We start from the raw sequence: 26127 nt of genomic DNA, 5'->3' as shown, positions 1-26127 counted from the left end.
AAGTAAAGGAAGATGAGTAACGATGGCAGAACCAAAATGGTTACAGGATATGGATCGCAATGAATATTTAAAAGAAGATTTTGATGCGTCAGCTAAGTCAACTGCTGGCACCACTATTGAAGGCATAGAAAAAAATGATCCTGAATGGCTTGATAAAGCAGCTAAAAAAGTTAACGCTGCAGAAGGTAATGATTACGTTAAGCTTGATTCAGGATTAATGACTGTTAACCAGTTAAATTGGATGCTTCAAAATACTATTGGTGAGTTAACCTTTGTAGATGATAATAATCAATTTTTATGGTATAACCGTCCTAAAGATCCTAATGCAAAAATGAAGGCTAAGAGAACTCCTGAGCAAGTCGGAGATACAATGAAGGCTATTCACCCAGATGTTAGAGATGTAATTCCTAATGCTAAGAAAGTAGTCCATGCACTTCGCACTAAAGAAGCGGGACACGATGAAGTTTATATGCCAGTTCCTACAGGTAATTTAAAAGAACTTATTTTGCATTACTATAAGCGTGTAGAAGATGATAAAGGAAATTACGTTGGTATTTATGAATGGGTACAAGATTTATATCCATTAGTAAAATACTTCTGTGAAACTACTGGACAAAAATTAGTGATTGATCCTGATGCAACAAGTGGTGCAACTTACCGCAGAAATTCTGATCCGGATGCTGCAACAAGTGCTTCGACAAAAGCAGAAGAAGTCAAAGAAAAACATGAAGATAAAACTGATGCAACAAGTGGTGCTTCAGAGCATCAATTTTTTAGGCGATTAAAAATCGCCTTTTTTTATTAAAAAATTTTTCTGAAAATAAAAAATAGTGTTAAAGCCTGTTATAAACACTATATGTAGGGATTAACATTTTTATCTACCACAATATCTAGAAATGTCAATTCTTGAATCTGAATAATTTTTAACTTATTATAGTTAACGTTGATTTACAAGATGTTCTATTTACAGAACGGATAAGGCACAACATCTTGTGTTGTGACCTAAAGAAAAGGAGATAAGAATTAATGAATTCTAGGAATGAGAATTATTTTGTATGGTTATTTAATCAGTTAAAGGGTTGGCCAATTCAAAATTATATGTTGTGGTTCTTTGCGTTTGGTTTTCAACTTGCACTTTTAATTCAAGGTAAGTTTGATATGGTTACCTTGGTTACATTTATTGGTACGCTTTTAGGAACTCTTTGTGTTTTAGCAATTAATGCCACTAAAGCAATCAATGGTTGGCTTGGACTTATTTCAGCTGCATGTTTTATCTATGCTGGTCTTGAAGCAAAGAATTATTTGTCAATTTTTGAACAAATTGCTTATATTGCTACACTTGACTTGCCAATTATTCTTTCAGTTAAATCATGGAATGATGATACTAAAAATCACTTAAGAAAATTTGGTGCTAAAGAATGGGTAATTGCTATAGTTGGTACCTTAGCTGTTTATGCAATATCTGGTTTCCTTATTGGGAAGTTTACTAATGATCCTCGTCCTTGGATTGATGCTATTAGTTTTGCTATCTCACTTACTGCAGGAATTATGTGTTTCATGCGCTATAATAATCAATACTTCTGGTGGACAGCTAGTGGTATTTTCCAATTAATTCTTTGGGGGATTACTTATGCTCAAGGGGATGCAAGTTTAGCAATGGCAGTTAACTCATTAATATATGTTGTTAATGATGTGTTGGCCTTTACTGTTTCACCTTGGTTCAATCATGGACGTAAAAAGGCTGGTCTTGCAGAAATCAAAGGTTAATGATAAAAAGTCACAGTTATGTGGCTTTTTTCTTATGGTAAAATAAAGCAAACTAATAGAGGTGAAACAATGACTTTTTATACAATTAAATATATTCAAGAAAATCAAAAAAGTGATAAGGCTGTTTTTTACGTACTTATGATGGTAGCGGCGATTTCTATGATTATTTTTGCTATTTTGTATTTAAGGGATAGATTCGCTACAAGGTATCGTGATTTGGGGATAATTGCACTTTTATTTTTGCTTTTGTTTGCTGGAGTCCAATATGAAAAATATACTCAAATAAATGCTCAAAAATCACAGGCAACTCAGATTATTCCATTTTTAAAATCGATTGCACGAGATAATAATGTTAAAGAAAGTGATGTAATGGCTAATGCAACTACATTGCAAAATGGCATGATAGTTAGAATTGATTCGAAAAATGAAGATTATCAGTTAAACTTGAACGATGATAATAATAGTTATTCATTAACTCGTGCTCATGTAATTGACCATAAGGTGGAGGTAAAATAAATGCAATTAAACTACACAGAATTATTTATTAAATTTGCGCTAGGCATTTTGACCTTGATTATTCAAATCAATATTTTTGGTAAAACAAATCTTGCTCCAACTACTGCTTTAGATCAATTGCAAAACTATGTGTTAGGTGGGGTGATTGGTGGAATTATTTATAATCCATCAATAAAAGTAATGCAATTTTTGCTTGTATTAATTGTTTGGACTTTAGTTGTATTTATTTTGAAATTTAGTCGTGAGCATAATACTTGGGTGCGTAATTTAATTGATGGAAAGCCAGTTCAAGTAATAAAAAATGGTCATGTTTTAGTTGATAATTGTTTAAAAGCTGGAATTTCTGCTAATGAATTGATGTTTAAATTGCGTAGTCGCGGAATTTATTCAATAAGTAAAGTAAAGAATTGTATTTTTGAACAAAATGGACAATTAACAGTTATTGAAAATGATGAGGATAATATTCGCTTTCCAATAATTAGTGATGGTCAAATTAATTATGATGTGCTTGACTTGATTCATAAAAATGAAGCTTGGCTGACAAAACAAGCAAAAGATGCTGGCTTCAATGATATTGGGGATATATTTCTTGGAGAATATAATAATGGTAAGCTGAATTTTACAGGGTATGAATAAAAAAGATATATATCAATAAATAGTATTAATTTTTATGACTTTAGTTATGAGCAGGTTAATCATAATAGTTATGAATTAATTAAAAAGTTTAGTAAATAGGAGAAATGAATGAGTATTTTTGTAAAAGAGGGCGTTTTATATGTATCAGGTAGTGAAGATAAGTTACGCCATAAGGGAAAAGAAATTGTAGATTTTTTAAGTGATTATACCTTGATTGATATTGAAACTACTGGTTTGAGTCCATTTAGAGATCGAGTAACCGAGCTTGGTGGAATAAAAGTTCGAAATGGAAAAGTTGTAGATAAATATAGCCATTTAATAAAATATCCTCAAAAAAATACAGTTCCAGCTTTTATTACTAAGTTGAATGGTATTACCCAGGAAATGATTGAAAAAGATGGAATTCCAGTTAAGAAAGCAATTCATGATTTTCGCGGTTTTATTGGCGAGGATATTATTATCGGTTATAACATTAACTTTGATTTGAATTTTGTTTATGATTTAGCTAAAAAATATGGTGAACCCGAGTTAAATAATAACTATGTTGATGTATTACGCTTAGCACGGGTGTTTTATCCTAAGGAACGCCATAATCGCTTACTTGATTGTATGCAAAGAATCGGGATAGCAGAAGTTGAACAACACAGAGGATTGGACGATTCTTTAGATACAAAAAAGGTATATGATTACTTTAAGGAAAATTTTGCAGATGAAATGCTTACCACTGCTAAATCTAAAGTGAAAAACTTTGATTTAGTAAATGATAAACTACAGGCATGGGACTTAGGTTTTCGTAATCCTTTAAACTTGAAAAAAGTAGTTTTATCTGGAAATCCTCATTTTGACATAATTGAAATGAAGCAAGTAATTAATAATATGAATGGTCAAATTCAAGATGAAGTAAATTCAGATACAAATTACTTGATAATGGGTGATCATGATTTCTTTAGACACGACAACGAGGATTTAGAAGCTGCTCGTCAATATATTAAAAATGGTGCAAAAATCAAACGCTTATCTGAAAGTTTCTTCTTAAGTATGCTTGATGATTGGGCAAGAAGTTAATATAAAAGGGTAAAATTAAGAGATGACACAAAAACGAAAAAAACAAAGAAAAAGAGATAGTGCGCTATATACAATTGTTGCGGCTATAATAATTATTGCCTGGGGAATATATTCTAAAGCTAATAACTTTGGCCAAAATAATCCGAACTCAATAAAAACAGCTCAACGTGCTAATACTGCTTATGGTGGTTTATCAAAATCGGATTATGAAAAACTAGCTAAACTAGATTTTAAAAGTGGAGATAAAGCTTATATTACTGTTAATAATGATAAATCTACTTTAATTAAAAACGCTTGGAAGGTTAACAAAGTAATTTATTCAAATTTAGATAGCTTGAATAGAACATCTCATTCTAATACTGCTTTTTTAGAAAAGCGTAATGTTGCTAATGATAGTTTAAGAGTTCGTCAATTTATTGAACCTACTGGCTGGCATTATAATCGACGTAATGGCACTCAAATTTATAATCGGGGACATTTAATTGCCTACTCTGTTTCTGCAGGAATTGATCAAGATGGTCAATATAATCCAAGTAATAAATCAGGAGATCAAAATAATCCTAAAAACTTGTTTACTCAATCAGCTTATTCTAATCAAAAAATCCAGACTATATTTGAAAGTAAGGTTAGAAGAGCTCTTCGTGAAAATCAGCGAGTAATTTATCAAGCAACTCCAATTTTTAGAGGTAATGAGTTGATGGCTCGTGGTATTAATTTACAAGCTATTTCTACAAATGGTCCATTAGATTTTAATGTCTATCTTTTTAATGTTCAGCCTGGTTATGTTTTTGATTATAGTAGTGGACGTGCACGCAGAGATCGTCAAATGAAAGTATCTGAATAGCCAAAATATACTAGTGGGTGTAAAATTAATATATATTTTAATGTATGAGTAAATGAAGAAGGTACATAATGAAAAAAGATAACTGTACTGCAATTCTTGTAGGTAAAGATGCATCCCTAGATGGTTCAACCATGATTGCTCGTGATGAAGATGGTTATGGCGGTATTAACGAAAAGTTATTTGTAGTTAATGAAGCACGTCATTATGATGAAAATTATATATCTAAATATAACGGCTTTCAGATGCATTTAAAAGGTGACGGTTGTAGATGGACTGCTTCTCCTACTGCTGATGAGAGTGAAGGCAGATGGGATGAACAAGGAATCAATGAGTACAATGTAGCAATGAGTGCAACTGAAACCGAAGCAACTAATCCTCGCTGCCTTGGCCATGATCCACTTGTAAAAGATGGAATCAATGAAGACTCAATGGTTTACTTAGTTTTGCCATTTATTAAAACGGCTCGTGAAGGTGTAAAGCGTTTGGGTCAATTAATTGAAAAGTATGGTACTGGTGAAACAAACGGAATTGCATTTTCTGATAATAAAGAGGTTTGGTATCTTGAAACAGCCGCTGGTCATCAATGGGTAGCAGCCCGAGTTCCAGATGATTCATATGCAATTTGTCCAAATATCATGGTTATTCAAAATATTGATTTTTCAGATGAAGATAATTTTATGTATGCTTCTACAATTCGCAATTTTGTAGATAAATATCATCTCAATCCTTCTCAAGACGGTATATTTAATTTCCGTGATATTTTTGGAACTAAAGATGAAGCAGATAGTTATTACAACACACCTAGAACTTGGTATGGTCAAAAATTATTTAATCCAAGTATTGAGCAAGATCCAACTAGCCAAGAAATGCCATTTACTCGTGTTCCTGAAAAGAAAATTAGTGTTGAAGATGTTCAAAAATTTCTAACAAGTCATTATAATGGCACTCAATATGATCCAATGGATACTTTTGCATCTGGAAATGAAAAAGACCAAAAGAAGTTTCGTTCTATTGCTCTTGATAGAAATCAGGAATCAAGCATTTTGCAAATTAGAAATGACGTTCCAAAGGAATTAGCTGGTATTCAATGGTTAAATATGGGCTTTTATGCTTATTCTCCATATGTACCTTTCTATACCAATATTAATAACACTCCACAAAATTATCAGGTGGCTGACCATACAGTTAATCCTGAAGAAAGTGCCTATTGGTTATATAAAACTCTTCAAGTAATTGTTGAACCACGTTACCACCAATATATTTATCAAATCAATAATTATCGTGATGAATGTCAAAGCTTTAGTGTAAGTCGTATTTCAGAAATCGATGAAAAAGCAAAAGAGCTTTCAATTGATAAATTGACTAGTTTTTTAACCGAACAAAATGAAATTACCGCAAATAAAATCACCGCAAAAACTAAGCATTTAATGAGTGATTTAGTTCGTCAAGCTTTGAATAATTCTAAATATCAATTTGAACGTGGGGACAATCTTTAATGAAAATTAGATTGTTCGGATAATTTTTTTAGTAAAAAGTTATTTATTTCTTAAAAAGACTATTGCTAACGCAGTAGTCTTTTTTTATTGGTCTAGATAGATGACATACAATATGTTGTAAATAAGAACATTTATAGTATAATTCTATAATATAGTTAAGAAAAATAACTAAAAACGATATGGTTTCACAATAAATTTTATCAAGTTTCACGGAAACTACGAATCTTTTTACAAAAATTATTTGTACTTTTGCTAGTTTTATCTTAAAATTGATGATGAAATTTTATAAGTATAACAATATATAGTGGTGCGTGATTTTATGAATGAAAATAATTTTGTTGAAGTTAAAAATCTGAAGAAGGTATATGATAATGGACATCAAGCTATAAAAAATGTTAGTTTTTCAGTAAAAAAGGGTGACCTTGTATGTTTATTAGGACCTTCTGGATGTGGGAAAACAACAATGTTAAATATTTTGGCTGGTCTTCTTAGTCCAACAAGTGGAGAGATTCTTTTTGATGGAAAATCTGTAGTTAAGACTGCTCCTAAAGATCGTCAAATTGGCTATGTTTTCCAAAATTATGCTCTATATCCTCATATGACAGTGCTTCAAAATGTAATGTTTCCATTAACTGTTGGAAAACAGAAAAAGTCAAAAGAAGAGGCTAAGAAGATAGCTGAAAAATATATGGAAATTACGCAAATTACTGAGTTTGCTAATCAAAAGCCAGGTCAATTATCTGGTGGTCAGCAACAGCGTGTTGCAATTGCACGTGCTCTTGTTCAAGAACCTAAAATATTATTAATGGATGAACCTTTATCTAATCTTGACGCCCGACTTCGTCTTAAGATTAGAGAAGAAATTCGCTCTCTTGTTAAAGAAGTAGGAATTACAACTTTATTTGTTACTCACGATCAAGAAGAAGCACTTTCTATTGGAGATAAGATTATTCTTTTCAATGAAGGTGTGATTCAACAAGATGATTTAGGTCAGAATTTCTACTTAGAACCTAATAATTACTTTGTGGCTAATTTTGTGGGTAATCCTGTAATTGATAATTTTAAAGTTAAGCTATCAAATGGTGTAATTACTGCATCAGATTTTGAAATTAAAGTGAGTGATTTAGATCAAAGTCGCTTTAAACGAGATATGCCAGATGGAGATTATATTTTGTCGGTTCGTCCTGAAAATATTTTGCCAGATGAAAATGGTTATGTATCTGCTAATATCAAAGATGTGGAACTTATTGGACGCGAAAGAATCCTGAAGTTTGATCATGATGGAGTTCAAGCTCGAAGCTTGGTAAGTTTAGAAACACCAATTAAAACAGGAGATAATATAAAACTTAAGATGCGACTAAATCGTGTATTTATCTTTACTCCGGAAGGAGAGCGTGTTTACTAATGAAGCAGAATCAAAAGAAAGCATGGCTATTTTTAGCACCAACAATTATTTTTGTAACTTGCTTTAGTATTTATCCGATATTGAGAGCTTTTGTAATGAGTTTTCAAGGTGGATCACTTATTAACTTGGATTGGGCTGGATTTAGTAATTATCAATATATTTTTAAAGATCCTGAATTTTGGTTAGCAATTAGAAATACTGTTTTATATGCTTTAATTTCAGTTCCTGTAGGACTAGCAATTTCAGTGATGTTAGCATGGCTGATTTTTAGCAAAGTTAAACACAAGTCATTTTTTGAAACTACTTTCTTCATGCCTTATGTAACATCAACAATCGCGATTGGTATTGTTTTTCGCTATATTTTTAATGGCGATTACGGAATGCTTAATTTTATTTTACGAGCTTTTCATTTGCCAGCACCAAATTGGATTGATGACCCCGCAATGTCATTGACTACGATTATAATTTTTGGAATATGGACATCTTTAGCATTTAACATTGTAATTTTAATGGGTGCTCTTAGAAATATTGATCCTAATTATTACACGATTGCTGATATGTATGGTGCAAATGGAACAGAAAAGTTCTGGCATATTACTATTCCGCAACTAGTCCCAACTTTGGCATTCTTACTTACAATGAATATTATTGCAGCCTTTAAAGTTTATACTTCTGTATATGCCCTGTTTAATGGACAAGCAGGTGTTGGAAACTCTGGAACCACAGCAGTATTTTATATTTATAATAAATTCCAAATTGTCGGCACACCAGGTGTTGCAATGGCTGCAACAGTTGTGTTGTTCATTATTATTTTGTTTGTAACTTTCTTACAGCGTAAAATGATGAAGAAAATAGGGGGACATTAATAATGAAGAAAATTCGCTGGGGAGTTTTAGTTGGGTATATTATCCTGATTTTGTTTGCAATTATCACAATTTTCCCTTTTATTTATATGATTTTGGGAGGATTGATGAGTTTTCAAGAAACTACCAAAATTCCACCAACATTAATTCCGAAAAGTCCGCAATGGGGAAATTTTGCGAAAGTATTTGCTCAAGCTCCATTTGCTAGATATTTCCTTAATACTTTTATTACAGCAAGTGTAACTACTATTGTCAGTTTATTTAATGCACTTTTGGGAGCATTTGCGATGGTTAACTTACACTTTAAAGGAAAACATTTTATTCAAGTTATTCTCTTATCATTGCTGATGGTACCGGGAGAAGCGATAATTTTTACTAACTATAATACAATTGCTCAGATGGGCTTACTTAATACTTATATTGGTTTAGTTCTTCCATTTTTAACTTCTATTTTCTATATGTATTATCTTCAAAGTTATTTTGGTTCAATTTCACGTACAATTTATAAAGCTTCTATGATTGATGGAGCTAGTGATTGGGAATACATTTGGAAAATTTTGGTTCCAATGTCCAAAGGTGGGCTTTTCACTGTTGGTTTACTTAGCTTTATTTCTGGATGGAATTCATTCTTATGGCCATTATTAGTAACTAATGAAGATTCAATGCGTCTTCTTAACAATGGTTTGACGTCTTTTGCAAGTGATGCAGGTAGTGAAACTCAATTGCAACTTGCTGCAGCAACTTTAACAGTGTTGCCAATCTTGATTTTGTATTTTATCTTTAGAAAACAAATTATTCGAGGAGTAGTGCGCAATGACCTTAAAGGATAAGACTACTGTAACTTTTTATAATGGGTTAACTACTATAGGTGGACCGATGATTGAAGTGGCTTATAATAAGTCGCACGTTTTGTTTGATTTAGGAGAAGTGTATCGGCCAGAATTAGGATTGAAATTAGAAGATGAAGATTTTAAAACTCTAATTAAATATAAGCTAATTGGGGACGTACCGGATTTTTATGATCCAGCTATTACTGGAAAAGCTATTGATACCCAAAAATGGGAACATTCTGCAGCCTATATTTCTCATCTTCACTTAGACCATAGTAAGGTTTTGAATCTACTTGCTCCAGAAATTCCGCTATATGCTGGTCCTATTACTGCTAACTTATTGCCAGCATTAAATGAAAAAGGTGACTTTTTACTTCCTGCTGCCGGTCATGATAAAACTTATACTCGCGAAATTATTGCAGCCGAATACAAAAAGCCGATTCAAGTAGGTGACATCACTTTGGAGGTATGGCCTAGTGACCATGATGCATATGGAGCAACGGGATTAATTATTCATACCCCTGATAAGATGATTTCTTATACAGGAGATATTCGCCTCCATGGCTATAATCCTGACAAAGTTCATGAATACTTACAAGCTTCAAAAAATAGTGATCTATTCATTATTGAAGGTACCGGTGTTTCATGGCCAGAAGAAAAGCATGATGAAGATAGTGAAGAATTTACTGGTCCTCAGAATGAAAAAGAATTAACTGAAGAAATTATCAATTTACAAAAAGAAAATCCAGCTCGCCAAATAACTTTTAATACTTATCCAACTAATGTTGAACGTCTTCTGAATATAATTAATGCTTCATCGCGAACTGTAGTATTACATGCTAAACGGGCACATTTATTAAAAGCAAGTCTAAATAAAGATATTCCATATTACTACTTGCCAGGGGAGGAAATATTTGCTGATCTTGATTCTAAATTGGAGCTTCCTTATCAAGAATTGCTTCAAGATACTAGCAAGTACCTCTGGCAAATTGATAGTAATTATGATGAACTCATGGAAGGCGGACTATATATCCATTCCAACGCTGAACCTTTAGGTGATTTTGATCCAGCGTATAAGCCATTTGTAGATAATTTTGCTAAAAATGGCATTGAATTTAAGGCTCTTCGCTGTTCAGGACATGCTGATGAAGAGGAATTGAAAGAAATCATTCAAGAGGTTCAACCCCAAATTTTAGCTCCGGTGCACACATTGCATCCGGAATTGGAAGAAAACCCCTATGGAAAACGGATTTTACCTGAGCGTGGAGAAACTATCACGCTTTAGTGAATCAAAAAAATTGTTGTTTAGTTTTATTTTTGGGAGGATATATCCAAATGAAGTTTAGTAAAAAACTTGTTATGGCAGCTATCGCTGGTTTAGCTTTAGTTGGAACTGCAGCTTGCTCTAATGGAAAGAGCAATAGTTCAGAATCATCAAAAATTCCATCAAAAATTACTAAAAAGACTAATGTAGTCTTTTGGCATGGAATGACTGGTGTTCAACAATCAACTTTACAAAAGTTGACTAAGGAATTTGAAAAGGAGAATCCTAAGATTACTGTAAAATTAGAAAATCAGGGTTCTTATAATGACTTGCAAGCTAAGATCAATTCAACATTGCAATCACCAAATAACTTACCAACTATTACTCAAGCTTATCCTGGTTGGCTCTATACAGCTGCACAAAATAAGATGCTAGTTGACTTGACACCATACATTAATAATAAGAATGTAGGTTGGGGCAGCAGCAAGAAATCTGACATTCGTGAAGAATTGTTAGAAGGTGCCCAAATCAAAGGTACTCAATATGGTATTCCATTTAACAAGTCAATTGAAACTTTGACTTACAATAAGGATATGTTTAAGAAGTATGGCATTAAGAAGGTTCCAACAACTATGAAAGAACTTAAAGAAGCTTCAGAAACTATCTATAAAAAGAGTAACCATCAAGTTGTAGGTGCTGGATTTGACTCACTTTCGAACTACTATGTATTAGGGATGAAAGATGCTGGGGTTGACTTCTCAAACAAGATTAATTTCTCGGGTAATACTTCAAAGAGTGTGATTGATTACTATGCAGATGGTATTAAGAAAGGTTACTTCAGAGTAGCAGGATCAGAACACTATTTATCAGGACCATTTGCTAACCAAAAAGTAGCAATGTTTATCGGAACTTCTGCAGGTGAAGGTTTTGTTAAGCAGGGTGTAGGTAATAAGTTCACTTATGATGTTGCAGCTCGTCCAGGTAAATACACTATGCAACAAGGTACTGATATTTATATGTTTAATCATGCAACTAGTGATCAAAAAGCTGCCGCATTTAAGTACGTGAAGTTCTTAGTATCTAAATCAAGCCAACTTAAATGGGCTAACGCAACTGGTTATATTCCAGTTAATAATAGTGTTGTTAAGTCAAGTCAATACAAGGCAAATAAGAATATTAAACTTCCTGCTAAGCTTGATACAGCTATGGATCACTTATACAGTGTTCCTGTAGAAAAGAACTCAAATGCTGCTTATACTCAATTAAACAGTATTATGCAAAATATTCTTTCTGCAGCTCAAAAGAAACAAAACATTAATAATGCAATTAATGCAGGTAAATCTAAATTTGATGCTGCTTGGAAGCAATAAAACTGAATGACAAATTTTAATTAAAGAAACAGGTCTTAAGACCTGTTTTTTTGCGCGTGAAAATTAAAAAAATGGTAAGATGGTAAATGTTAAAAAGAAATAAATGTAGAGGTGAGATTGGTTGATTAGACAGCAAAATTTTCCAATAGAAACAAAATATAAGTGGTATGACATTAGTAACTTAAGTGAGCAAGATAGTGAGCGACTCCAAGATGAGTTCAACTTTACGCCAGATATTATTTCATATATCTCTGACCGTCATGAACGTCCGCACTATGACTATGATATTCGCACGCACAGTCACTTGCTTGTATATGATGTTCCTATTTGGCCGACTAATTCAATTAAGCACTTTACTTCTCGTCCGATTACATTTTTGGTTGTAGGGGAAAATGTATTTACCTTTCATACTGAATCAACTAGTTATGTATTTGATGAATTTAATGATGAGCATATGAGAGAGCGCCTGTCAGAAGCAAAAGATGTAACAGAACTTTTGATGATTTTTTTGTTATATGCTTCTCAATATTTTCAGCGTGCAGTCACTCAGCTTGATTCTGAAAGAAATAGTCTAGATCAAAAGTTATCTGATGATATTAACAATAAGGACTTGGTAGAATTATCTAATATTGAAAAAAGTTTGGTTTATTTATCTAGTTCTATTCAAACTGACTTAATGATGCTGCACAGTTTAGACCATTCAAAATTGCAATTTACTAAAGAAGCTCGAGAACGTCTTGATGACGTGCTTATTGAATCAAGCCAGTCTGCCGAAATGGTGCAGATTTCACAACAAGTTACTAAGACTTTGTCTCAAACTTCAAATAATATGATGAACAATAACTTGAATGATACAATGCAATTTTTAACTGTGTGGTCTTTAGTGTTAACGATTCCAACTATTATGACAGGTTTTTATGGGATGAACGTTGATTTACCAATGTTTCATAGTGGATTTGACTGGATTTTTATTACAGTTTTGATGATTTTATTGATGGTTTGGCTTGTAGTGTTAATGCGGAAGCATCACTTTTTCTAGATTGAGGAAAAAATATGAAAAAGAATGTAGTTATTAGCTCAATTGTGACAACGTTAATTGCCTTTGGACTTTATTCATGGAATGTGGAGCGAGTTAATAATGCACAGGTTAGTGTAATTGAATCTAAAAATAAAATAAATAAATCTAAACTTACTAAGAAAAAAGAGTCTCCAAAACTTAGTAAGCCCAAGGAAAAAGAACCTAAAATTGATTCTGTAGAATACTCTAATCATATAAAAATAGCAAAAGGCAGTAAAAAAGAACTTGCTCAAAAGATTAAGTCTGTGATGGGAATTGATAATAGTTATCAAGTAGCAGTTCAGGATTTAACTAATTCTTCTCGCTTTGCTCGAGTAGCTAATACTAGTAAGACTCATAATGTAAATACAATTATGAAGATGTACATTTTATTAGGGTTATTTGAACAAGAGCAAAAAGGAAAGATTTCTTCTAAAACAGCAATTAAAATTACTAAAGCTGATCAAGTTAATAGCGAAAAAGTAGTAAAGACTGGAATGTCATATGGAGTTTTATACTTGAGACAAGCAATGATGCGTGGCAGCAAAACTGCAGCGAATGCTTTGATTAGAAAGATTGGTCAAAGTAATATTGATGCAGTTGCTAAAAAGCTTGGAGCAAGCCAAATTACAATTTCTGAAAACTTTAATAAAGAACCTTATGGTAAAGTTACAGCTGCTGATTTAACTCAAACTATGGTTGGAGTATATCAAGGACGTGCTTTAAACCAAAAATATGCTAGTCGTTTCCTTACAACATTAAGTTTGGCAACTCCTAGAACTAACTTAGTTAAAAAAATAGCTAGTGCATCATATTCAATTGGGGATGATAATTCAGCTGTTGCCATCGTTCAAGGACGCAATCATGCGTATGCAATTTCTGTGTGGAGTGAAAATAGTAAAAAGTTTGCGGATTTAGGTCAAGTAGTTTATAAATATTTTGCTAAATAAGATTGAAAAAAACAAGATTTGCAAAAGTAAATCTTGTTTTTATATTTAACTATTTACACATTGTAGATTGTAATCTTCACTTTGTAGTGGTATAGTATCTATTATGCTATTAAAAGGAGGGGTGAAATTGGCACAAAAAAGGAGAAGCCTTGATTTAAATAAGATAATTGAGAAAGCAATTGAACTGATTCGAGATGAAGGTTTGACTCAGACTACTTTGCCAGCTTTAGCTAAAGCCTTAGGTGTCAGGTCACAATCACTATATCATTATGTTTCAGGGAGAAAGCAGCTACTTTCCTTGGTAGGAGCAAGTCGAATTAAGCTTTTAAACCAACATTTGGTTGAAAATTTAATGGGGCTTTCAGGTAGAGAAGCGCTCTTGACTTTTGCAGATGTAACAAGAGATTTTATTTTAAATGATCCAGCACTTTCTAGTATTTTGTATCATTTGAATGAATATTCTGAACAAGATGCAATTAATCAAGAAATTCTCAATATTATTAATTTAGGTGAAAGGCTTAATTTAAAAAAAGATAATGCCATTTCACTTCATGCTTTGATTGGTGCGGTACTAGGCTATGTCTTTTTAGATAAGTCATCATCTTTTTCAACTGAAAATAAAGATGAAGCAAATCGTAATTATCATGAAATGATTTTACGGCTTGTCCAACCAATTGCAGTTACACAGAATTAGGGAGGAAAAGGAAAAGTGCAAAAATTTCTGAAAAACCATGTCTTTTCATTAATTGCATGGATTTTAATTTTGCTAGTTTCAGTTATTGCTTTGCCTAACGTTAGCCAATTGACTAGCGAGCACTCTACAATCTCGCTACCTAAGAACGTTCAAAGCGAAGTTGCACAAACAATCCAAAACGATTGGGGTAAAAAGAAAAAAGATACCTATGAAGTTGCGGTTGTTTTTAATAAGGAACATGGCAAATTAACAGATGCTGACAAGGCTGCAATCAACAATACTGTTAGCTATCTGGAAAACCATAAAAAGAAATATGGAATTACGGACGTTTTAGCTCCTGATTCTAATGTTGCAACCAGAAAGAAATTGCAATCAAAAGATGGCACAACTTGGGTAATGCAACTAAATATTTCTAAAAAGCATGGTCGAATTAGTGATGTTGATAAACAAATTAACAATGCAGTTAAGACGCAAGGTGTTCGTACTTATATAACGGGTGCAGATATCTTGCAAAATGCTTTCTCGACTTCAATTCAAGAAGGTATTAAAAAGACTGAAGCAATTACCGTTGTCTTTATCTTTATTGTATTAGTTATTGTCTTTAAGTCACCAATTGTTCCGCTTATTTCATTACTAACAGTTGGGGTATCATTTATTACTTCATTCTCAATTGTTACTAACTTAGTTGAACATTCAGGTTTCCCATTTTCAAACTTTACGCAAGTATTTATGGTTATTGTTCTCTTTGGTATTGGTACTGACTATAATATCTTGCTGTATGACAAGTTTAAAGAAGATTTGGGTAAAGGGATGGATAAGTATGAAGCGCTTAGTGATGCTCTTCGTAATGCTGGTAAAACCATTCTTTATTCAGGAAGTTCAATTTTAATCGGATTTACAGCTTTAAGTTTAGCTAAGTTCTCAATCTATCAATCTGCAGTTGGTGTAGCAGTTGGTGTAGCAGTCCTTTTAGTTGTACTTCTAACTTTGAATCCATTCTTTATGGCGGTTCTAGGCAAAAAGATGTTCTGGCCTGCTAAAGAGTTTAACGGCGAAAGTGAAGATAAACTTTGGCACGGAATTTCTGCTTCAACTTTGAAGCATCCGTTCCTTTTCTTAATTATCTTGGCAGTAGTCGTTACACCATTTATGTTAATGTACAACGGTAATTTAAATTATGATGATACTGATGAAATTGCCGACAGTGTTCCTGCAAAGCAAGGACTTTTAATTGTACAAAAGCACTTCTCAAAAGGAATGGCTGAACCTTCATACTTATACATTAAGAGTAATCATAAGTTAGATAATGAAGATAATTTGAAGTTAATTGATCAATTGACTAACCAACTTCAACAATCTAAAGATGTATCATTTGTAACTTCGGTTACTCAACCATATGGTGAAAAAATTGATGCCCTTTATGTAAATAACCAATTGAATACTGTAAATGATGGTGTTGATGATGCCCGTACAGGTCTTGGTAAATTAAGCAAAGGTAGTCAAAAAGTAACTAGTGGCGCAAGCGCCTTAGCAGATGGTGCTGACCAATTAAAGAGTGGCACTAGTCGTCTTCAAGATGGTGCTGACCAATTGAAGAGTGGTACTAGCCGCCTTCAAAATGGTGCAAGTCGCCTTCAAAGTGGTGCGGAACGTTTACAAAACGGTGCAGGTACTTTGAGAAGTGGTACCAGCAGTCTTGTGAGTGGTACTAGTCGCCTTCAAAGTGGTGCAAGCAGTTTACAATCTGGTACTAGTTCACTTGTAAGTGGTGTGGCACGTTTGCAAAATGGTGCTGGTCGTCTTGAAAGTGGTACTTTAGCTCTTCAAAATGGTGCAAGTAGTCTTCAAAGTGGTGCTGATAGATTACAAAATGGTGCCGGCAGCTTAAAGGACGGTACTCAACAATTAGTTAATAGTTTGAATCAAATGAGTTCACAATTAGCAGCTCAAATGAATGGTTCAAATAAATCACAATTGGCACAGCTTCAAACAGCATTGCCACAAATTAATAATGGTATTCAACAATTAAATTCAGCTTTGAATGGGTCTGTTGATACAAGTTCTCTTACTTCAAGTTTGCAATCAGCACAAGCAAATGCTGCTAAACTTGAAAGTAGTTTAGCTAAACTACAAAGCGCTGCGGGTAGTTTAGGTGGTTCATCTAATAATGCAAGTCAAGCTGCTGGACAAATTGGTAGTGCAGTATCAAGTGCAGTATCAAATGCATTAGCTGATTCAGATGCTACAGATGAACAAAAGAGCAAGGCAGCCGCAGCGGGTGCTGAAGCTGCTCAAGAGGCTGTAGCAAGCGCAATGTCTAGTTCTAATACTTCAAGTGCTGCTTCTTCATTAAATGGTACTATTGCTGAAGCTACTGAAGCTGCTAAGGGACTTCAAAGTTCAATGGCTGCGGTTCAGCAAACTAATATGTTAACGCAACTTCAAGCTTTGAAGACTCAAGTTAATACTTTAGCAGCGGCTTCTAACCAAGCTCTTCCTGGTGCTATTCAAGCACTTAACCAATTAAATTCTGGTTTGAGTCAAGTTCAAAATGCCGTTTCACAAGGTGTTAATGGTGCAACTAGTTTGAATGCTGGTGCCAACCAACTTTACAATGGTTTAGGTTCACTTAGTGCAGGTGCTGGTCGTCTTAATAGCGGAGCTGCACAACTTAATTCTGGTGTAGGTACTTTGAATACTGGACTTGGTTCACTTAGCGCAGGAGCAAACCGTTTGAACTCAGGAGCAGGTCAACTCTACAATGGCCTTGGTAGTTTGAGTTCAGGTGCAAGTCGTCTTAATAGTGGTGCAGGTCAACTCTACAATGGTCTTGGTACATTGAGTTCAGGTGCTGGCAGTCTTAACTCAGGCTTAGCACAAGGAGCAAGTGGTGCTGATCAATTAGCAAATGGTGTAGGTCAGTTGTCCTCAGGTGCAAGTCAATTGTCATCAGGAGCAAACCGTTTAGCAGACAGTACTCCTAAGATTACTTCAGGTATTGATAGAGTTAATAGTGGTTTAGGTCAAGGTGAAACTTACTTAAGAGGATTAAGTTCATCTGCTGCAGCTAAGACTTTCTACATTCCTAAAGAATTTATTCAAAATGAAATGTTCCAAAAGTCAATTGATGTTTACTTAAGCCCAGATAAGAAATCAGCAATGCTTATTATTGTCTTTAACTCAAATCCAAGTGCCGAAGAAGCAACTAAGCGTTCACAAGAACTTAGTGCAATGGCTAAAAAGTCACTTCAAGGTACTAAGTTAGGTAATGCAACTGTTGCAATGGGTGGACAAAGTTCTAAGATTGAAGATACTAAGAATGTTGCAAGTAGCGACTTCTTAAGAACCGCAGCTATTATGCTTATTGGTATCGGAATTGCTCTTATGTTTGTAACTCGTTCACTTCTTCAACCAGTTTACATTTTAGGTACTCTTCTTATTGCTTACCTATGCTCACTTTCAATTAATCAATGGATTGTTAAAGCAATCTTAGGTCGTGACATGCTTACTTGGAATACTCCATTCTTCAGCTTCATCATGTTAATTGCTCTTGGGGTAGATTACAGTATCTTCCTTATGACTCGTTATCGTGAATTAGAGACTGAAGGATTGACTTCACCAAGTGAACGAATTTTGAAGGCATGTGGAATTATTGGTACAGTTGTAATTTCTGCAGCTGTTATCTTAGGTGGTACTTTTGCTGCATTAATTCCATCTGGAATTCCAACATTAATTGAAGTTGCTTTAACTGTTATTGTCGGACTTCTAATCTTGGTATTTATCATGCCAATTACTTTGACTGCTGGAGTTAAACTCACTTATGAAGGTTTTTCAGGCTTTAATTTGGGTAAACATAAGCATTCAATGAAATAATAAAAATAAAGCAAGTTCGTAATTGAACTTGCTTTATTTTTTGCTCTAAAATTTAAATTTAGGCATTTTGAGAGCTTTCTAATTCAAGATAGTATAAGTTTATTTCAAAAAACAATTAGCTGACAGCGACTATTTGGGCTTAATGGTATAATGATAAAAATACCAAGGAGGAATAATATGTCAACTTGTCCAAATTGCGGTCAAAAAGTTACAGCAGATGATAAAGTATGTCCAAATTGTGGCTTTAATTTAGAAGAATATCATCAAAAGCTTTCTGATGATGTTCCAAAAGTAAGTCGATCACAATATCGTAAAGAATTTAAACCTAAAAGCCAAAATTCAACTGTTCAAAAGATGATTGAATGGGTAAGAGCAAATGCAACAATAGTGTTTGTGTTAGGAGTAGTTTTATTAATTGTAATGAGCTTTTCTCGATCAGCAGGTTGGATTAGTTTTTTACTTTTGATATGTTGGCTTTATATTGTTTGCAATCGTAAAGAAAAAATTGAGCAATATACTGCTGATAAACGTTTAACTCAAAAAATTAATCAGGTTGGTTCCGATATGTTTAACAGTATTGAAACTCATAGTGAAAAAGTTAAAAGTCAAAGTAAAAAGTTCGGAGATTCTCATCCAGATGTAGCTAAGCGAGTTAAAAAAGTTAAAGCAAAGAAAATTAATCATTTTAGTTATATTCCTTTGTCTGTAATTTTAACTTCTATTATTAATTTAGTTGTTTTATTCACTGGTTCTGGTGCATCAGTTTCAAGTATTACTTATACAGAGCACTTATCAATTTCAAAAGTGGTTTTAAATTTAGCAGGAAGATTATTATCGCAACAGAATTGGCTAACAGCCTTATCCTTATATTTAATTTGGTTTTTGTTAGTAGTTTTTCCAATTTATGTGATTTTCAATACTTTAAAAAATACATCTCAAAGTAAAACTACAGCGTTTATTTTGTCTTTAATTGAAACAGTATTTTTGATTTTAGTTATATTTAAAGTATCAACTCCAACTAGAGCAGCAAGCGGAATTTTTAGTCAAGTTACTAGTCAATTCCTTGCTTATGCAGTATCGCTTGGAGCATCAGTTTACTTTTTGGTTTTAATAAGTGTAATAACAACTGGACTTGCTGGCTATAATTTATTCAAAAGAGCAAAAAAGATTGAGCAATAAGCTCAATCTTTTTCAGTATAAAATAAACATATTATTTATTAGAGTCAGTGACGTCAATAACTAAATGTTCGTTAACAAATGCCATTAGACCTAATTTACTTAATTCACGACCGTAGCCGGACTTCTTAACTCCACCAAATGGTAAGTCACCTGAAGTGATCCAGCGACCGTTAATGACGGTCATACCAGTTTCAATTTCACTAGCTAAATCTTGGGCATGTTTTATATTGCTGCTGATAATTGAAGAACCTAAACCGTAGCTTGAATCATTAGCTAATGCAATAGCTTCGTCTTCATCTTCAACACAATATACTTCAGCAACAGGACCAAACATTTCCTTGTCGAAAACAGGATTTTCTTTTCCAAGATGAGTTAAGATAATTGGTCTAAAGAATGCACCTTTAGATTCAATTTCAGGATATTGATAAAAGACTTCAGCACCATTATCAATAGCTTCATTAACTAATTTTTCTAATTTTTCTTTAGAGCCAACAGAATTCATTGGTGAAAGAGTAGTGCTTGAGTCAAGTGGATCACCCGGCTTTAAATTAGAGAAGACATTTTTAAGTTCGTGTAAAACTTCATCATAGCGAGATTTAACAACAATAATTCGTTTAGAAGAAGTGCAGACTTGTCCATCATTATAAGTTCTTGCATCACTTAACACATTGCGCAAAACTTCGCTATCCGCGTCATCCAAAACGATGAATGGATCATTACCACCTAATTCCATTGTAGACTTTTTCAAAGCTTTTCCAGCTTCTGCAGCAACAGAACTGCCTCCTCGTTCTGATCCAGTTAAAGCAACGCCTTGAATACGGTCATCAGCAATTACATCAGCTAATTGATCGTAACTTAAATAAAGATTAATTAAGCTGCCTTCAGGAGCACCGGATCTTTTGATAACTTTTTCAATTAAAGCGGCACTTGATGGTACATTATGTGCATGTTTTAAAAGCATTGGATTACCCACTACAAAGTTTGGAGCAAAGACACGGATAACTTGATAAAGTGGAAAGTTCCAAGGCTCACAAGCCATAATAACGCCTGTAGCTTGCTTTAAATAATAACTATTGCCAAGTGCAGAATTTAATTTCTGAGGTTTAAGCATTTCTGTACCATGTTTTGCATAAAATTCACAAATTTGTACACAAATTTCAACCTCTTCTTTAGCTTCTTTTAAAAGTTTGCCCATTTCAAGAGTCATCATTCTGGCAAGTTCATCTTCATGTTCTTTTAGTCCTTGAGCTACTTCATGAAGTTGCTTGGCACGAGTTTCAGGTTTTTCATGGCGCCATTTTTTGTATAGTGCATGACTTAATCTAAGAGATTCTTCAATTTTTTGTTTATCTGGATTTTCAAATGTAGCGAAAACTTCGCCGTTATATGGATTGATAGATTCGTATTTAGACATAATTTTCCTCTGTATAAAACTACTTATGTTGATATTATAAAACGCTTTCAAAATAATAACTAGTTTTTTGAAAATAAAAAACTAAAAATTAATTTATGGTCCTATTTTCAACTTGTTTAATTAAGTTACGAGCTTTAACTAAAGTTACATGGTTTTTATTGATGCGAGCAAACGCACATGCGTCGTACAAATGCTGCAAGATAATGTCAATTTTTTTATCTTGTTTAATATCATTAATTCCCAATTGTAAAAGGATTCTTGCTAAAAAATAAACAGTATGACGTTGGCTAGCAATTTTATAACCATATTTCAAAAGAGAGTTAGATTGTTTGAATTCCTCTTCTTGACCATAAAATTCGCCAGCATTACACAAAATTGATAGAACTTGTAAAGTAGTTAGTTCATCTTCGATAGGAACATCTTTAATATATTTTAGTATTTGATCATAATAATGATGTACTTTAGTCATTTCGTGTTCTTCAAAATAAATTTTACTACAGCCATTAAGGGCTAAAAGACGATAAATATTATTTTTAGTAAGTGAATCATCATTTAAAATGTTATTAAAATAAAAAAGTCCGGTCATGCTGTTGCGATCACTTTCAAAAGCAAACATCCCTCGTAAATAATTGTAATGTAGCTGATCTGTTTTATGTTTTAAATCATTGAGGTCAATTTCTTCTAGTAATTTATAAATTTTAGTGTAGTTGTAAGTAGTAAAAGCAAATTCAGCTTCAAACATTTTTTGAGTAGCTTTATTATCTTGGCTGGTGGTCATAATATCACCAACTTCGATGCTCATTCGGTCGCATAAATTTTGTAAAATTTTGAAAGAAGGAACTTGTCCATTATTTTCAAACTTGCTCAAAGTGGACTGAGTACAGATATCTTTACAAAGTTCATTTTGAGAAATTTTTTGTGATTTTCTGATTTGGATAAATTTTTGTATATTAATCATAATTATTTTTGACGCTTAATAGTCTGATATAAAAAGTCGAGAGATTCGTCAACGTAATCGCTAGCGTAATCCATCGCATGTCCGTAACCTTTGATGACTAGAAGTTCTACCCCTAAGTTTTTTTGAGCTAAAAAATCAACAAAATTCAAAACACTCTTCAAAGGAGTTAATTCATCAGCAGAATTAATCATCATTAATTCCTTTAAATTGCTATAGTCATATGAAGAAGCATCCATCTTTTTAAGAATTTTTGGATCATTAGCTCCCGCATAAGTAAGAGTAAAATATTTATAAAATGCATTATTGATTTCATGGGGCTCAGTAAGTCCTAGTTCATCTTTTGCTTCAAATGAAGGTTTAACATCTTCGTGTTTTTTCATCCAACCAGAAAAATCGACTGGTGCTGACCATGTGACAGTTGGGAAGCTATATTTGCCAGCGATATTTAATGCCATGGTGCCACCAACACTGGCTCCAATTTGAACAATGTTTTTTTGATCATCGTCATCAGTATATTCAGATTTTAAAAGCCATTTGACAAATTGATTTGCATCATTATGTGCTTCTGGAAAAATTTGACTTGGTGCAAGACTATATTCAGGAATAAAAGTCATGAAGCCAGCATTGGCAAAACGAATTCCCATTTTTTTAGCTGCTTCTTTACTACCGCGGAACCAGCCTCCACCATGCCAAAAGATTAAAATCTTTGTGTTTGATGAAGTATCATTTGGAAAATAAATATCAGTTTTTAAATTTTTGTCTGTATCATAGACAATATCATTTTTTCTTACGACCATAATTACACACCCTTTCAAAATTCTATTCATACTCCATTATATATTAAAAATCTCAAAAATATGTGTTAGACAATTGCTAATACTGTTCCAAGTATGTAATCATAGTTAAAATATAATTAGAGGTATTTTACTTTGGAGGCGAATTAGAGATGCATTTATCAGCAAAAACTAGTAGAAAGTTGATTAATTATGCCACGATAGTTTGTGGAATTATTATTGTTTTGCTTGTGATTTATTGGTATAAGCTGGGAATTTTTACCGATCAAGAAAAAATGAAGGCATATTTAGCAAACAAACAAATTATTGGGCCAATAGTTTTTGTCTTGATACAAATTGTACAAGTGGTTATTCCAATCATTCCTGGGGGAGTTTCCTTATTAGGGGGAGTGGTATTTTTTGGACCGATAGCTGGTTTTATATATAATTATATTGGAATATGTATCGGATCGATTATTAATTTTTTCTTAGCTCGTTATTACGGTAGACCGTTTATTTTGCATATTGTTTCAGAAGAGACTTTAGATAAATATATGAAATGGACGAAAAATCAAAAGAAATTTAATTGGTTTTTTGCCTTGTGTATTTTAGCTCCTGCTGCTCCAGATGATGTTTTATGCTTATTAGCAGGATTAACAAAGATGAAATTCTGGACATATTTTTGGATTATAATTTTATGTAAACCTTGGACGATTGCAGCTTATAGTATTGGACTTGTTTATGGAGCTAATTGGCTTTTGAAGATAGTAGGTAAATAATGATTGAGGATGAAGAAATATATCTGAGAAATTTTGAGTTGAGGGATGCTTCAGTTTTATACATTTGGGGACAAAATTCTCGCTTTCATAAATTAGCAGGATTCAACCAATTTAAAAATTATGAAGAGGCTTTGCAAGCAGCAAAGCAATATGCTAAAAGAAAATATAGTTTTGCTATTTGTTTAAAAAGTACTAATAGAGTAATTGGACTTGTCGAACTATATGAACGAGGACTAGATGAACGAAGTGGATTATTAAAATCTAAAGAGATTGGCTTTTTGATTGACTCATTTTATGAAGGTCAAGGTTTAATGAAAAGAGCTTTAAGATTGATTTTGAATTATGCTTTTCAAGAATTAGATCAATTAGAAATTTGGGCTGGAGTTTTTGAAGAAAATATTCGTAGTCAAAAGCTACTTGAAATTTTAGGTTTTAAGTATGTTTATGAATATGATATGAGTCAAATTTCAGAAGTTTTTTCTTATAAAGAAAAATATTATTTGCTCAAAAAAGCAGAATGGCTTAAAATAGACGAAAACACGAAATCCTAAGACTGCTTAAAGAGAGTCTGCTAGTGTGGTGAGAAGCAGGTGCGGTCGCTTCCAGATTTCTAAATGTGGGCAATTAATAGTTGCACGGTCTGACGCCGTTATCAGTCATTTCAATGAAGTGCAGCCATCTTTTGGCTGAAGTTGGGTGGTACCGCGAAAGACAGTGTAAGAGCCGATTCGTCCCAAATATAGGGATAAGTCGGCTCTTTTTGTATGGAGGTTTTTAAATGTTAGATATCAAAGTGATTCGTGAGAATCTTGATTGGGCTAAAGATAAGCTTGCAACACGCGGAATTAAGCCTGAAGAATTAGATAAATTAGTTGAAATTGATAAAAAACGTCGTGAAGATTTAACCAAGAGTGAACAACTTAAGGCTGAAAGAAATGATGTTTCTAAGAAAATTGGTGAAGCAAAGCGTAATAAAGAAGATGCAAGTAGTGCTATTAAGCAAATGCAAGAAGTAAGTGCTCAAATTAAGGATTTGGATGAAGAAATTCGTGATTTGACAGAAAAACAAGACTATATTTTGCTTCGTTTACCTAACTTCCCAGCAGATTCAGACCCAATTGGTCCTGATGAAAGCTACAATGAAGAAGTTCGTAAGTGGGAAGAGCCAACTAAGTTTGACTTTAAGCCAAAAGCACACTGGGATATTGGAACTGACCTTGATATTTTAGATTGGGATCGTGGTGCCAAAGTTTCTGGAGCTCGTTTTGTTTACTATAAGGGTGCCGGAGCTCTTTTAGAACGTGCAGTATTTAACTTCTTCTTGGACGAAAACACTAAAGAAGGATACACTGAAATTATTCCACCTTATTTAGTAAATGATGCTTCAATGCAAGGTACTGGACAATTCCCTAAATTCCATGAAGATGTTTATACTATTGTTGATAATGATGATCCAGATAAGCCACGTGATTTAACTTTAATTCCAACTGCTGAAGTACCATTGGTAAATTATTTCCGCGATGAAATTATTCATGATGAAAAATTACCTATCAATGTAACTGCTATGTCACCAGCTTTCAGAAGTGAAGCAGGATCTGCTGGACGTGATACTCGTGGTTTAATTAGAATGCACGAATTTAGAAAAGTTGAAATGGTTAAATTATGTAAGCCAGAAGAATCATGGGATGAACTTGAAAAGCTTACTCATAATGCTGAACATTTACTACAAAAGTTAGGCTTACCATACCATGTTGTAGCCCTTTCTACTGGGGATGCAAGTTTTACTAGTGCTAAAACTTATGACCTTGAAGTTTGGATGCCAGCACAAGATAAGTATCGTGAAATTTCAAGTTGTTCAAACTGTACTGATTTCCAAGCTCGTCGTGCTAAAATCCGTTACCGTGGTGAAGACGGTAAGCTTCATTTAGTACATACTTTAAATGGTTCAGGTCTTGCTGTTGGTAGAACTGTAGCTGCAATTTTGGAAAATTACCAAAATGAAGATGGCAGTGTTACTGTACCAGATGCCTTGGTACCATACATGAATGGCATGAAAAAAATTACTAAGCAAGCAAGCTTGATTTAGTTGATATAAAGGGGACTTCGGTCCTCTTTTTTATTTAATTTAAAAAAAGTTAGAAAAAAGGGTTGCAATTTAAGAGAAAGTCCTGTATTCTAATAAAGTCGCTTGAAGCGATAAAGAACTTCTGAAAAAGGAAGAGACAACTCAAGTAAAAACTTTTGAAAAAAAGATTTAAAAAAGGGGTTGTCAAAAAGAAGAAAAGCTGGTAATATATTTAACTGTCGTCAGGAAAAAGCGAGAAGCTAAAGAAAGATGGCAGGAGAGCTCAAAAAAACTTTTGAAAAGAAAAAATAAAAAAGTTCTTGACGAAA

General features: G+C 33.3%; 23 protein-coding genes. 20 read left to right on the top strand and 3 right to left on the bottom strand.

All coding sequences use genetic code 11. The annotated features are described in order from the left end of the window. Positions 1-22: 22 nt before the first annotated feature. The 17 genes from ACTHPI_RS00575 (at position 23) to ACTHPI_RS00495 (ending at position 19809) form a co-directional block, all read left to right on the top strand. Complete coding sequence (locus ACTHPI_RS00575; protein ID WP_445352238.1) at positions 23-805, top strand: PAS domain-containing protein; 783 nt, start codon at positions 23-25, stop codon at positions 803-805. A gap of 221 nt (positions 806-1026) precedes the next feature. Next, positions 1027-1767 carry a nicotinamide riboside transporter PnuC gene (gene pnuC / locus ACTHPI_RS00570; protein ID WP_445352237.1) on the top strand — a complete coding sequence of 247 codons (741 nt, stop codon included), beginning with the start codon at positions 1027-1029 and terminating at the stop codon, positions 1765-1767. A gap of 69 nt (positions 1768-1836) precedes the next feature. Then, entirely contained in the window at positions 1837-2283 is a 447-nt protein-coding gene (locus ACTHPI_RS00565; protein WP_445352236.1) for a DUF3290 domain-containing protein, read from the top strand. Next, positions 2284-2919, top strand: coding sequence for a DUF421 domain-containing protein (locus tag ACTHPI_RS00560; RefSeq protein ID WP_445352235.1), 636 nt, complete (start codon positions 2284-2286; stop codon positions 2917-2919). Positions 2920-3027: 108 nt separating this feature from the next. Further along, the gene (locus ACTHPI_RS00555; protein WP_445352234.1) at positions 3028-3984 is read left to right on the top strand and encodes an exonuclease domain-containing protein; all 957 of its coding nucleotides are present in this window, start codon (positions 3028-3030) and stop codon (positions 3982-3984) included. 22 nt (positions 3985-4006) lie between these two features. Further along, positions 4007-4828 carry a DNA/RNA non-specific endonuclease gene (locus tag ACTHPI_RS00550; RefSeq protein WP_445352233.1) on the top strand — a complete coding sequence of 274 codons (822 nt, stop codon included), beginning with the start codon at positions 4007-4009 and terminating at the stop codon, positions 4826-4828. 68 nt (positions 4829-4896) lie between these two features. Beyond that, complete coding sequence (locus ACTHPI_RS00545) at positions 4897-6324, top strand: C69 family dipeptidase (RefSeq protein ID WP_445352232.1); 1428 nt, start codon at positions 4897-4899, stop codon at positions 6322-6324. Positions 6325-6643: 319 nt separating this feature from the next. Beyond that, positions 6644-7729 (top strand): ABC transporter ATP-binding protein, encoded by a 1086-nt coding sequence (locus ACTHPI_RS00540; protein WP_445352231.1) that lies wholly within the window; start codon positions 6644-6646, stop codon positions 7727-7729. Further along, positions 7729-8595, top strand: a complete 867-nt coding sequence (locus tag ACTHPI_RS00535; protein WP_445352230.1) for a carbohydrate ABC transporter permease — start codon at positions 7729-7731, stop codon at positions 8593-8595. The genes ACTHPI_RS00540 and ACTHPI_RS00535 overlap by 1 nt, the downstream gene beginning before the upstream one ends. A gap of 2 nt (positions 8596-8597) precedes the next feature. Then, entirely contained in the window at positions 8598-9422 is an 825-nt protein-coding gene (locus ACTHPI_RS00530) for a carbohydrate ABC transporter permease (RefSeq protein ID WP_445352229.1), read from the top strand. Then, positions 9406-10707 carry an MBL fold metallo-hydrolase gene (locus tag ACTHPI_RS00525; protein ID WP_445352228.1) on the top strand — a complete coding sequence of 434 codons (1302 nt, stop codon included), beginning with the start codon at positions 9406-9408 and terminating at the stop codon, positions 10705-10707. Before ACTHPI_RS00530 ends, ACTHPI_RS00525 begins: the two co-directional genes overlap by 17 nt. Positions 10708-10757: 50 nt before the next feature. Continuing rightward, the gene (locus tag ACTHPI_RS00520; protein ID WP_445352227.1) at positions 10758-12056 is read left to right on the top strand and encodes an extracellular solute-binding protein; all 1299 of its coding nucleotides are present in this window, start codon (positions 10758-10760) and stop codon (positions 12054-12056) included. Between the two features lie 121 nt (positions 12057-12177). Beyond that, positions 12178-13095: a magnesium transporter CorA family protein gene (locus tag ACTHPI_RS00515; RefSeq protein ID WP_445352226.1), complete on the top strand. Its 918-nt coding sequence runs from the start codon at positions 12178-12180 to the stop codon at positions 13093-13095. A gap of 14 nt (positions 13096-13109) precedes the next feature. Further along, a complete protein-coding gene (locus tag ACTHPI_RS00510) occupies positions 13110-14063 on the top strand; it encodes a serine hydrolase (protein WP_445352225.1) in 954 nt (317 codons plus the stop codon). 127 nt (positions 14064-14190) lie between these two features. Continuing rightward, positions 14191-14757: a TetR/AcrR family transcriptional regulator gene (locus ACTHPI_RS00505; RefSeq protein ID WP_445352224.1), complete on the top strand. Its 567-nt coding sequence runs from the start codon at positions 14191-14193 to the stop codon at positions 14755-14757. Between the two features lie 15 nt (positions 14758-14772). Beyond that, the gene (locus ACTHPI_RS00500; RefSeq protein ID WP_445352223.1) at positions 14773-18630 is read left to right on the top strand and encodes an MMPL family transporter; all 3858 of its coding nucleotides are present in this window, start codon (positions 14773-14775) and stop codon (positions 18628-18630) included. Between the two features lie 177 nt (positions 18631-18807). Continuing rightward, entirely contained in the window at positions 18808-19809 is a 1002-nt protein-coding gene (locus ACTHPI_RS00495; RefSeq protein ID WP_445352222.1) for a zinc ribbon domain-containing protein, read from the top strand. Positions 19810-19840: 31 nt separating this feature from the next. Here ACTHPI_RS00495 and ACTHPI_RS00490 read toward each other — a convergent pair whose 3' ends face one another. From ACTHPI_RS00490 to ACTHPI_RS00480, 3 genes are all read right to left on the bottom strand, one after another. Further along, positions 19841-21223, bottom strand: coding sequence for an NAD-dependent succinate-semialdehyde dehydrogenase (locus ACTHPI_RS00490; RefSeq protein ID WP_445352221.1), 1383 nt, complete (start codon positions 21221-21223; stop codon positions 19841-19843). An 88-nt stretch (positions 21224-21311) separates the two neighbouring features. Beyond that, on the bottom strand, positions 21312-22181 hold the full coding sequence (locus ACTHPI_RS00485; protein ID WP_445352220.1) for a helix-turn-helix domain-containing protein: 870 nt from the start codon (positions 22179-22181) through the stop codon (positions 21312-21314). Between the two features lie 2 nt (positions 22182-22183). Continuing rightward, positions 22184-22978, bottom strand: a complete 795-nt coding sequence (locus ACTHPI_RS00480; RefSeq protein WP_445352219.1) for an alpha/beta hydrolase — start codon at positions 22976-22978, stop codon at positions 22184-22186. A 149-nt stretch (positions 22979-23127) separates the two neighbouring features. Between ACTHPI_RS00480 and ACTHPI_RS00475 the strand changes: the two genes are divergently transcribed. The 3 genes from ACTHPI_RS00475 to serS all read left to right on the top strand — a co-directional run bounded on the left by ACTHPI_RS00475 (position 23128) and on the right by serS (position 25819). After that, positions 23128-23733, top strand: coding sequence for a TVP38/TMEM64 family protein (locus ACTHPI_RS00475; RefSeq protein WP_445352218.1), 606 nt, complete (start codon positions 23128-23130; stop codon positions 23731-23733). Beyond that, the gene (locus tag ACTHPI_RS00470) at positions 23733-24284 is read left to right on the top strand and encodes a GNAT family N-acetyltransferase (RefSeq protein WP_445352217.1); all 552 of its coding nucleotides are present in this window, start codon (positions 23733-23735) and stop codon (positions 24282-24284) included. The genes ACTHPI_RS00475 and ACTHPI_RS00470 overlap by 1 nt, the downstream gene beginning before the upstream one ends. Positions 24285-24511: 227 nt before the next feature. Beyond that, complete coding sequence (gene serS / locus ACTHPI_RS00465; RefSeq protein WP_445352216.1) at positions 24512-25819, top strand: serine--tRNA ligase; 1308 nt, start codon at positions 24512-24514, stop codon at positions 25817-25819. Positions 25820-26127: the final 308 nt, after the last annotated feature.

Source organism: Lactobacillus sp. PSON, assembly GCF_052615405.1.
This window is presented reverse-complemented; position numbering and strand designations above follow the sequence as displayed.

Bases quoted from the DNA above. Each gene is read 5' to 3' on its own strand.
- ACTHPI_RS00495 (WP_445352222.1), top strand. From the start codon at position 18,808: ATGTCAACTTGTCCAAATTGCGGTCAAAAAGTTACAGCAGATGATAAA.
- ACTHPI_RS00565 (WP_445352236.1), top strand. From the start codon at position 1,837: ATGACTTTTTATACAATTAAATATATTCAAGAAAATCAAAAAAGTGAT.
- ACTHPI_RS00575 (WP_445352238.1), top strand. From the start codon at position 23: ATGGCAGAACCAAAATGGTTACAGGATATGGATCGCAATGAATATTTA.
- ACTHPI_RS00545 (WP_445352232.1), top strand. From the start codon at position 4,897: ATGAAAAAAGATAACTGTACTGCAATTCTTGTAGGTAAAGATGCATCC.
- ACTHPI_RS00520 (WP_445352227.1), top strand. From the start codon at position 10,758: ATGAAGTTTAGTAAAAAACTTGTTATGGCAGCTATCGCTGGTTTAGCT.
- ACTHPI_RS00490 (WP_445352221.1), bottom strand. From the start codon at position 21,223: ATGTCTAAATACGAATCTATCAATCCATATAACGGCGAAGTTTTCGCT.
- ACTHPI_RS00535 (WP_445352230.1), top strand. From the start codon at position 7,729: ATGAAGCAGAATCAAAAGAAAGCATGGCTATTTTTAGCACCAACAATT.
- ACTHPI_RS00510 (WP_445352225.1), top strand. From the start codon at position 13,110: ATGAAAAAGAATGTAGTTATTAGCTCAATTGTGACAACGTTAATTGCC.
- serS (WP_445352216.1), top strand. From the start codon at position 24,512: ATGTTAGATATCAAAGTGATTCGTGAGAATCTTGATTGGGCTAAAGAT.
- ACTHPI_RS00560 (WP_445352235.1), top strand. From the start codon at position 2,284: ATGCAATTAAACTACACAGAATTATTTATTAAATTTGCGCTAGGCATT.
- ACTHPI_RS00555 (WP_445352234.1), top strand. From the start codon at position 3,028: ATGAGTATTTTTGTAAAAGAGGGCGTTTTATATGTATCAGGTAGTGAA.
- ACTHPI_RS00550 (WP_445352233.1), top strand. From the start codon at position 4,007: ATGACACAAAAACGAAAAAAACAAAGAAAAAGAGATAGTGCGCTATAT.
- ACTHPI_RS00485 (WP_445352220.1), bottom strand. From the start codon at position 22,181: ATGATTAATATACAAAAATTTATCCAAATCAGAAAATCACAAAAAATT.
- ACTHPI_RS00540 (WP_445352231.1), top strand. From the start codon at position 6,644: ATGAATGAAAATAATTTTGTTGAAGTTAAAAATCTGAAGAAGGTATAT.
- ACTHPI_RS00480 (WP_445352219.1), bottom strand. From the start codon at position 22,978: ATGGTCGTAAGAAAAAATGATATTGTCTATGATACAGACAAAAATTTA.
- ACTHPI_RS00475 (WP_445352218.1), top strand. From the start codon at position 23,128: ATGCATTTATCAGCAAAAACTAGTAGAAAGTTGATTAATTATGCCACG.
- ACTHPI_RS00470 (WP_445352217.1), top strand. From the start codon at position 23,733: ATGATTGAGGATGAAGAAATATATCTGAGAAATTTTGAGTTGAGGGAT.
- ACTHPI_RS00530 (WP_445352229.1), top strand. From the start codon at position 8,598: ATGAAGAAAATTCGCTGGGGAGTTTTAGTTGGGTATATTATCCTGATT.
- pnuC (WP_445352237.1), top strand. From the start codon at position 1,027: ATGAATTCTAGGAATGAGAATTATTTTGTATGGTTATTTAATCAGTTA.
- ACTHPI_RS00525 (WP_445352228.1), top strand. From the start codon at position 9,406: ATGACCTTAAAGGATAAGACTACTGTAACTTTTTATAATGGGTTAACT.